8 protein-coding genes are annotated in these 7057 nt (G+C 27.1%); 7 read left to right on the forward strand and 1 reads right to left on the reverse strand.

The annotated features are described in order from the left end of the window. The 6 genes from tenpIN to ACRC28_RS04290 form a co-directional block, all read left to right on the forward strand. On the forward strand, positions 1 to 440 hold a 440-nt coding region (gene tenpIN, locus ACRC28_RS04265; RefSeq protein WP_438542215.1), incomplete at its 5' end, for a type III toxin-antitoxin system TenpIN family toxin. Between the two features lie 404 nt (positions 441 to 844). Beyond that, positions 845 to 1396, forward strand: coding sequence for a type II toxin-antitoxin system PemK/MazF family toxin (locus ACRC28_RS04270; protein ID WP_438542216.1), 552 nt, complete (start codon positions 845 to 847; stop codon positions 1394 to 1396). A gap of 372 nt (positions 1397 to 1768) precedes the next feature. After that, a complete protein-coding gene (locus ACRC28_RS04275; protein WP_438542217.1) occupies positions 1769 to 2134 on the forward strand; it encodes a nucleotidyltransferase domain-containing protein in 366 nt (121 codons plus the stop codon). Between the two features lie 11 nt (positions 2135 to 2145). Next, positions 2146 to 2595: a hypothetical protein gene (locus ACRC28_RS04280; RefSeq protein ID WP_438542218.1), complete on the forward strand. Its 450-nt coding sequence runs from the start codon at positions 2146 to 2148 to the stop codon at positions 2593 to 2595. A gap of 472 nt (positions 2596 to 3067) precedes the next feature. Then, positions 3068 to 3640 (forward strand): transposase, encoded by a 573-nt coding sequence (locus ACRC28_RS04285; protein ID WP_438542219.1) that lies wholly within the window; start codon positions 3068 to 3070, stop codon positions 3638 to 3640. 2 nt (positions 3641 to 3642) lie between these two features. Then, positions 3643 to 5178 carry a YifB family Mg chelatase-like AAA ATPase gene (locus ACRC28_RS04290; RefSeq protein ID WP_438542220.1) on the forward strand — a complete coding sequence of 512 codons (1536 nt, stop codon included), beginning with the start codon at positions 3643 to 3645 and terminating at the stop codon, positions 5176 to 5178. A gap of 211 nt (positions 5179 to 5389) precedes the next feature. On the opposite strand, the gene ACRC28_RS04295 is transcribed toward ACRC28_RS04290, so the two are convergent. Next, positions 5390 to 5842 (reverse strand): hypothetical protein, encoded by a 453-nt coding sequence (locus tag ACRC28_RS04295; RefSeq protein WP_438542221.1) that lies wholly within the window; start codon positions 5840 to 5842, stop codon positions 5390 to 5392. Between the two features lie 647 nt (positions 5843 to 6489). On the opposite strand from ACRC28_RS04295, the gene ACRC28_RS04300 reads away from it, so the two are divergent. Beyond that, a partial coding sequence (locus ACRC28_RS04300) for a hypothetical protein (RefSeq protein ID WP_438542222.1) occupies positions 6490 to 7057 on the forward strand: 568 nt, incomplete at its 3' end.

Raw genomic sequence — 7057 nt, forward strand, 5'->3', positions numbered from 1 at the left:
AGAATAAACCAAAACATTTAACGAAGAAATTTTATGAAAAGTATTTTGATTGCCATGAAATATTAAAAAAAGAAGATAGACCTTATTGTGTTGCTTTATTTGAAGTTGATGAAGTAACATTTGCAATACCATTTAGGACGCATATAAATCATAAAAATTGTTATATTTTTAAAAGATCAACTAGATCTGAAAATTCGGGTTTGGATTTTACAAAAGCAGTAGTTATAAAAGATGATGCTTTTATTGGAGAAGAAACTTGGATTGAAAGTAGTGAGTATTCAGAATTTATTAATAAGCAAAAAGTGATATCTAATCGATTTAAGAAGTTTATTGAAAATTATAAGAAGTGGTTTGAGAAACCAGCGTATTATAGAGCAGAGAAGATTATTAAATTTTCTTCATTACAATATTTTCATGAAGAATTAGGATTAAAAAAATAAAAATTGAATATAATGTATAGATGATTTGGTGTGAGAATATCACCAAGTAAAAATAAAAAAGTTTCAATATTTGAATTGGTGGGAGGGTATCACCAAGTAAAACAAAAAAAATCCCAATAGATTACAAGGTACCTTTAAGGTGCCTTTTTGTATATAAGCAACTGGGACCTAAAGTGCCCAGAACGAACCCTGGGCAAATTCAAGAAGAAAATGTAAAATAAGTAATTTAAAAGAAAAAGATTTAAAGATAGATAAGGAGTGCTAACGCTAGTGTTGGTGCTCTTTTTGCGTAACAAAGTACATATTAAGTTACATGATAAGGATATAGTAAATATAGAGGAATACTGTTATAATAGGAGGGGAAATTATAGGATACATTTAAAAAATAGAAATAGGTGAGAAATGTGGATAGTAGTAGATTAGAAGATATATTAGGCGAATTAAAAGAATTTGTTTTAAAATTAAAAGAAGTTGAAATAAAATCTATTATTTTGAGTTTAAGAAGATGGTTAAGTACAAAAGGTAAAATTAATAAGGTAAGTTTTAAACGAGGGGATATAGTTGAGATAGATCTAGGTTTAGGATATGGGTTTGAAATGTCATATCTACATCCGTGTATAATTTTAGAGGATAGTAATGCAGGATTTTCTTTAGTTATACCATGTTCAACAGGAAAATTTGGAAAGAAAAATAAATATATTATTAATGGAACAAAGGAAGATGGCTTTAAAAAAGATACGGGAGTATTAATTGATTCTATTAGATGTATTAGTAAAACTAGAATAAATAGAAAGGTTGGGGAAGTTTCATTAGAATTTTATGATAGAATAAATGAAAAAATATTGTTAGAATTTTTTAAAAAGCAGAGTATGGAAGTTAGAAATTTGAAAAAAGATTATGAAGCAGTATTAAAAGAAAACATTGAATTAAAGAAAAAATTAGATTTAAATAATTGACAAAGATTATTTAAATGATATAATGTAAATATATAGTAGGCGGAAGGCCGATAGACATGCTTGCATGGATTTAGTAAAAATGAGCGAATAGCTCATTTTTTTTTGCTTTAATATAAACTAGCAACTGGGACATAAAGTGCCTAGAACTTACCCTGAGTAAATTCAAGAAGAAAATGTAAAATAAGCATTACTAAGAAATAAAATAATTGCAAGATTCTTTAAAGAGATAAGATATATAGAATAATAGGGAACTGGAATAAGATGATAGAAAAATTATATAGGAAATAAATTGAAATATGGTATTGATTAAAAAAATAGGTAATGTATATAATAAAGATAATAAAATAATTTAAAATAATAGGTAGGAATGAGATGAAGAATATTAAGCTTAGTGAGTTGAAAAATGTAGAGTATGGAAACATTATAGGGTTAGCTATTTTTGGAAGTTTTAATACAAAATATTTTAGAGAAAATAGAAGTGATATAGATATTCTAGTTTTATTAGAATATAGAGATGATGTTATTGAAGAGTTTGATATAGAGGATTATTTAGTGCCAATACTTGAGGAATATTTTGAATATGATAAGATACATTTAACTTTTTTAACTATGAAGGAGTATGATACAGTTTTTGCAAAACAATATTTAGAATCAGAGGATAAGCTTATATTAGATAAATTTAAAGAATTGGATTTTAGAATGTATGTAAATAAGTATAGAAGAAATAGTGAAAAATAGGAGGAAGAAAAATGTCGCCTTATTATAAATATAAGAAAGAAAGTCTAAATAAAAAGTTCAATGCAGCAAAAGATACATTAGCTTTAATGCAAGGAGCTATGGAAGAGTATAAAAAATCAAATTCAATATATGTTAAAAGAGGTATCATTGGATATTATCAAGATTTTACTGAATATATAATAGATATGTGTGAGACATATCTTGTTATGACAGATAATTATGAAGATGGATTGTCAGGAATACAGATAATCAAGAAGGCTTGTATATATGGATTTATTGAAAGTAGCTTAGAAAAATATTTATTAGCAATCATTAAATTAAGAAATAGATATACTCATGATTATTACAAAAGAGAGAGAGTAGAAGAGGATATATTTAAATATTGTTTTGAGAAAATGGAAACATTAGAATTGTTTTTAGAGATTACAAATGAAAAAATTAAAATGAAGTATTTTCTTTAGAAATAAGTTTAAAGAAGATTTCTTTAAAGATAAAGAACAAAGAAAAAAAGCGCCCATCTAACAAATAGCGCTCTTTAGATCATAGTATTCAATAGCCCCAAAAACAAATAAATGTTCTAGGTTAAGTACAGTGTAACAGCACTGTACTTTTCTTACTTATATTATATCAAAAAAATAGAAAAAATAAACGAATTATTATAAAATAATTTAAAATAATAGGTAGGAATGAGATGAAGAAAAGCAAGGGGGATCTAAAGTGACCAGAACAAACCCCGGGTAAATTCAAGAAGAAAATGTAAAATAAGCAATATAAAAGAAAGTGATTTAAGATAGATAAGGAGTGCTAACACTAGTGTTGGTGCTCTTTTTGCGTAACAAAGTAAATATTTGATAAAATAAAAGAACTTTTGTTCGTATATAAATATAATATTTTGGCGAGTATTGTAATATAAGGTTGTGGAGGAATACTTGTATGAGTTATAAAGCTAGAGAATATTATAGTGGAGGCATCTATCATATTACTAATAGAGGAAATAGAAGGAGTGATATATTCAAAGATTGTGAGGATTTTGAATACTTCATATATCTTATTTGTGATGGGATTGAGCATTTTGGATCTGAAAATTTAAAGATTATTGCATATTGCCTTATGGATAATCACATTCATTTATTAATTAAAATTAAAGATATGGTACCAGGAGAGTTTATGGGAAGGATAACTGGATTATATACAAGGTATTTTAATAAGAAAAATAATTATGTGGGGCATCTGTTTGGAGGGCGATATCATTTAGAGGAAGTTAAGAATGATTCAGGTTTATTGGAGGTTAGTAGATACATACATTTAAATCCAGTTAGGGCATCTATGGTTAAGTTTCCACAGGATTATAAATGGTCTAGTTACAGTGTGTTTATTGGGGAAGAGGATGAAAAATTTACAAGTAGAGATATTGTTTTAAGGAATTTTATATATAATTATAGGTTTATCCTATATAAGGAATATGTTGAAAAATATATGATTAAGGATGTTTGGGAGGAAGAATAAAAATGGCAGCTATAATAAATGGATTTGGTCTTAGAGGAATTAATGGATATTTAGTAACTATAGAGGTTGATACTGTTTATGGAAAACCTATGGTTAGTATAGTTGGAATGGCTGATATTTCTATAAAGGAGTCAAGGGAGAGGATTGAATCTTCAATTAAAAATTCAGGCTTTGAGTTTCCTAAAATGAAGATTGTTGTGAATCTATCACCAAGTGATATAAGAAAAAGAGGATCACATTATGATTTAGGAATAGCTATTGGTTTACTTATTCAGTCAAAGCAAATTAACATAGAGGAAGTAGAATGTTATGGATTCATAGGTGAACTTTCTTTAAATGGTGAATTGAAGCCTTGCATTGGAGTTTTACCTATGGTTTTAGAGGCTAAAAATAGAGGTATAAATAATTTAATAGTACCATTAGAAAATTTAGAGGAAGCATCATCTGTAAAAGGAGTTAATATATTTGCATTTAATAATTTAAATGAAGTTATTCAGTTTTTGCAAGGAGTAAATCCATATAAAAAGGTTGAATTAGCTAAAAATAGGATAATAAAAAATGAGTTTACAGTAGATTTTTCAGAGGTTAGAGGTCAAGATAGTACACTTGAGTTTATTGTAGCGGCAGCAGCTGGGAGACATAATATCCTTTTAGCAGGTGAGCCAGGTTGTGGAAAGTCTATGATTGCTAAAAGAATTCCTACAATACTTCCAGAAATGACAGAGGATGAAGCATTAGAAACAACGAAAATACATAGTGTTGCAGGCTTACTTAAAAATAGAGGTGAGCTTGTTCAGAAAAGACCTTTTAGAGCACCTCATCATAATGCATCTATGAACTCATTAATTGGTGGTGGAATTTTTGCAATGCCAGGTGAGATATCTTTAGCACATAATGGAGTTCTTTTTTTAGATGAAATAGCTGAGTTTAGTAAGCAAAGCTTAGAGGGTCTTAGAGCACCTTTAGAAGATGGAAAAGTTATGATTTCAAGAGTGAGAAGCACAGGAGAATTTCCAGCAAACTTTATGCTTGTGGGAGCTATGAATCCTTGTCCTTGTGGATATTCTGGAGGAAGTAAGTGTAAATGTAAAGATTCAGATATTATAAGATATAGAGGAAGATTGTCAGGACCGATTATGGATAGAATTGATATTCAAAGATTCTTAAATCCAGTTAAGATAGAAGATTTAAGAGGTGAAGTAAAAGGTGTTGAATCAAAAGTATTAAAAGAGAGAGTTATGAAAGCTAGAGAGATTCAAGAAAAGAGGTTTAAAGAGTTTAATGGTATAAATGATAATTCTAAAATGCCATCAGATTTAATAAGAAGATTTTGTGGGTTAGGTGATGAAGAGTTTGAACTCATAAAAATGGCATATAAAAAGTTTAATTTCAGTGCAAGAAGTTATGATAAATTCTTAAAAATAGCTAGAACTTTTGCAGATTTAGATGGATGCGAAAAGATAAAAAAGATTCATTTAATGAAGGCTTTAATGTGTAGAGAGATAGAGAAAGACACCAGTAAATTAATGTTGGTATAAATAGATTATTAAATATCTTAGACTGTTAAGGAGTTTGGAGGTATGAAAGGTATATGAAGCTAAGAGAAGAAATCTAGAGGATTCTTGGATACGCTATAAACTGTGCAAGAAATTTTACTAGTGATGAGCCTTTAGCAATTCTTTAAGGAATAATCAAAAAAAGTATTAGCTAAAAGTTAATACTTTTTTTGATACTTATTTTTAAAATGAATCATAGATGTAATACATTTTTCATTAAACTTGTTGCATTAGTTGAAGTTTCATTAAAGTTTGTAATTGTATCGTAGGTAATTCCTTTAGATATAAAATTTTTATTTATATCCACTAAAGAAGCAATACTGCCACTAATGATTGAACTTTGATAAGTATTTTCTTTATTTAAATAACCACTATGGAATAATAATTCTAATGCATCACTAAAAGTTGTTAAAGCAGCATCTTCATTGTTTATTATTTCGGTTAGTTTCTTATTTGTTATTTTACCATCAAGTTTATCCTGTATTGCAGTACCAACTTTATTTTCGCCATTCACAGTATAAGTATAGGCGGTAATTAAAAAATTTAAAACTATATCGTTGCTATACACATCATTTTTATTATAGTCTTTAAGATTTTCTGTTGTAGTAGAGACTATATTTTCTATATAACTGTTCTTTCTAAGCATAGCTTGATTAATTTTATTTTCCCTAATATGTAATAGAAAGAGATCGCCTCCTAAGAGCAAAAATATTAGAAGTGTAATACCAATTATGAGCAATTTACTTCTTATTAAAACTTTAGATTTAATTAAAAATATAATTTCAATTGGGCATACTACAAATATTAGTATACCTAATAGCATTTTTATAAACATCCTTATTGTCCCCCTATGATATTATTTTATGCAAAAGTAATAGTATCATATTTTTAGTGTAAGGTTATTAAATGAATTAGATGATAGTTTAGTAGAAAATTAAAATGACTAATACTTTAATTTTAAAATTAAGAAGCGCATATTAAATTTTTATTTATTGTAGAAAATTTATATGAAATTTATTTTATATTAAAAAAGGAGATATATTAGCGCTAAGATGTCTAAATAATTAACTTTGTGAATAAAACTGAAATGTAACTGAGGGAAAAGTGTAAAGAAGAGCGTTGAAGAAATTGTAGGAATTGAATCTAATTAGGTTAAACAGGAAGTATGAATACTATGCTTTTCTTATAGTTATAATATAAAAAATTAAAGGTTTAGAGTTAAATAAAAGTAAGAAATGAAGAATCTTACAACTGCAATTGTAAAAATAAACCAATTATTTCATAATGTTGGTATTGGAGTTAAAAGAATATTGTGAGGGGGGGAATAAGAAATATGAGAAAAATATTGTTGATTTAGAAGTCTATGTTGGAGAATTAATAGGACTGAAATCAGATGGAACATTAGTGTCATTAAAGGACTGGGATTTTAAGAAAGATAAAATATATGTAGATAATGATAGAGTACAGTGGATTAATCAAAAGTATGATAATGAGACATCAAATATATCTAAAGATGAAATAGAAAAGGCAAAGAAAGAGTTTGAGATTGAAGAAAAGATAGTAGATTTGTATAGCATAGAAGAAAAGGAGAAATTTAATAAAGTTCAAAGTGAGTTAGAAAATAGCATCAATAATAGTAAATTAGATGAAGAAATAAAAAAAGAACTATTAAAGGCTTATAAAAGAGTAAAATCACAATTATCAAGATATATTGAGTATAGAGAAAATACAAAATATGTATTAAATTGGATAACAGAAACTAATAGAGATTTAAACATTAGTATTGAAGAGTATGATCCGATAACATTGAAAGTTATAGAGAATATAGCAAAAAATAATAAGGAAAATACATATTTATCTA

This window comes from Clostridium sp., from assembly GCF_051650885.1.
Lineage (GTDB): Bacteria > Bacillota > Clostridia > Clostridiales > Clostridiaceae > Clostridium.

Excerpts from the sequence above, each read along its gene's own strand:
- ACRC28_RS04275 (WP_438542217.1), top strand. The coding sequence starts at position 1,769 with ATGAAGAATATTAAGCTTAGTGAGTTGAAAAATGTAGAGTATGGAAAC.
- ACRC28_RS04280 (WP_438542218.1), top strand. The coding sequence starts at position 2,146 with ATGTCGCCTTATTATAAATATAAGAAAGAAAGTCTAAATAAAAAGTTC.
- ACRC28_RS04285 (WP_438542219.1), top strand. The coding sequence starts at position 3,068 with ATGAGTTATAAAGCTAGAGAATATTATAGTGGAGGCATCTATCATATT.
- ACRC28_RS04290 (WP_438542220.1), top strand. The coding sequence starts at position 3,643 with ATGGCAGCTATAATAAATGGATTTGGTCTTAGAGGAATTAATGGATAT.
- ACRC28_RS04295 (WP_438542221.1), bottom strand. The coding sequence starts at position 5,842 with ATGCTTAGAAAGAACAGTTATATAGAAAATATAGTCTCTACTACAACA.